The organism is Streptomyces regalis, assembly GCF_001509475.1.
GTDB lineage: Bacteria > Actinomycetota > Actinomycetes > Streptomycetales > Streptomycetaceae > Streptomyces > Streptomyces regalis.
In genome coordinates this window covers 1-390 of record NZ_LLZG01000251.1, presented here as the reverse complement: position 1 = coordinate 390, position 390 = coordinate 1, and the positions used below count along the sequence as shown (strand labels likewise).

Annotated in this window: 1 protein-coding gene and 1 pseudogene; one reads left to right on the top strand and one right to left on the bottom strand. The window is 70.8% G+C overall.

The features are described from left to right. Window positions 1–147 (top strand): annotated as a pseudogene (locus ADL12_RS58580) (type I glutamate--ammonia ligase); the annotation flags it as partial. A 33-nt stretch (window positions 148–180) separates the two neighbouring features. Here the strand turns inward: ADL12_RS58580 and ADL12_RS24775 are convergent. Beyond that, a partial coding sequence (locus tag ADL12_RS24775) for a hypothetical protein (protein WP_063806729.1) occupies window positions 181–390 on the bottom strand: 210 nt, incomplete at its 5' end.

Sequence of the window (390 nt, the reverse complement as noted above, 5' to 3'; positions counted from 1 at the left end):
AGAGGGCGACCTTCATGCCGAAGCCGATCTTCGGCGACAACGGCTCCGGTATGCACACGCACGGCGTTCGCCACCCCGGCGGCGAGCTCCTGCCACCGGCTCGTGGCGGGCTTCGAGGCGACGGTGAACCTGGTGTACATCGGACGGGCAGGCTGTTTGGCCTGCGCCGAACGCGGGTCGCTACGGGGTGTTGCCCCAGTCGTGCGGTCCGCCGCCGCGCCACTCTATGAGCTCGGGATCGTCAACGGCCGTGTCCTCACAGGGCAGGCCCGCGCGGTGGAGGAAATCCAGCACGTCGAAGAGGCTGTACGCGGTGCCCATGCGCTCGCCGTGGATCGTCACCCGCCGCCCGCCATCCGGCGCGGGCGGCAGCACAACCGCGAGAGGGCG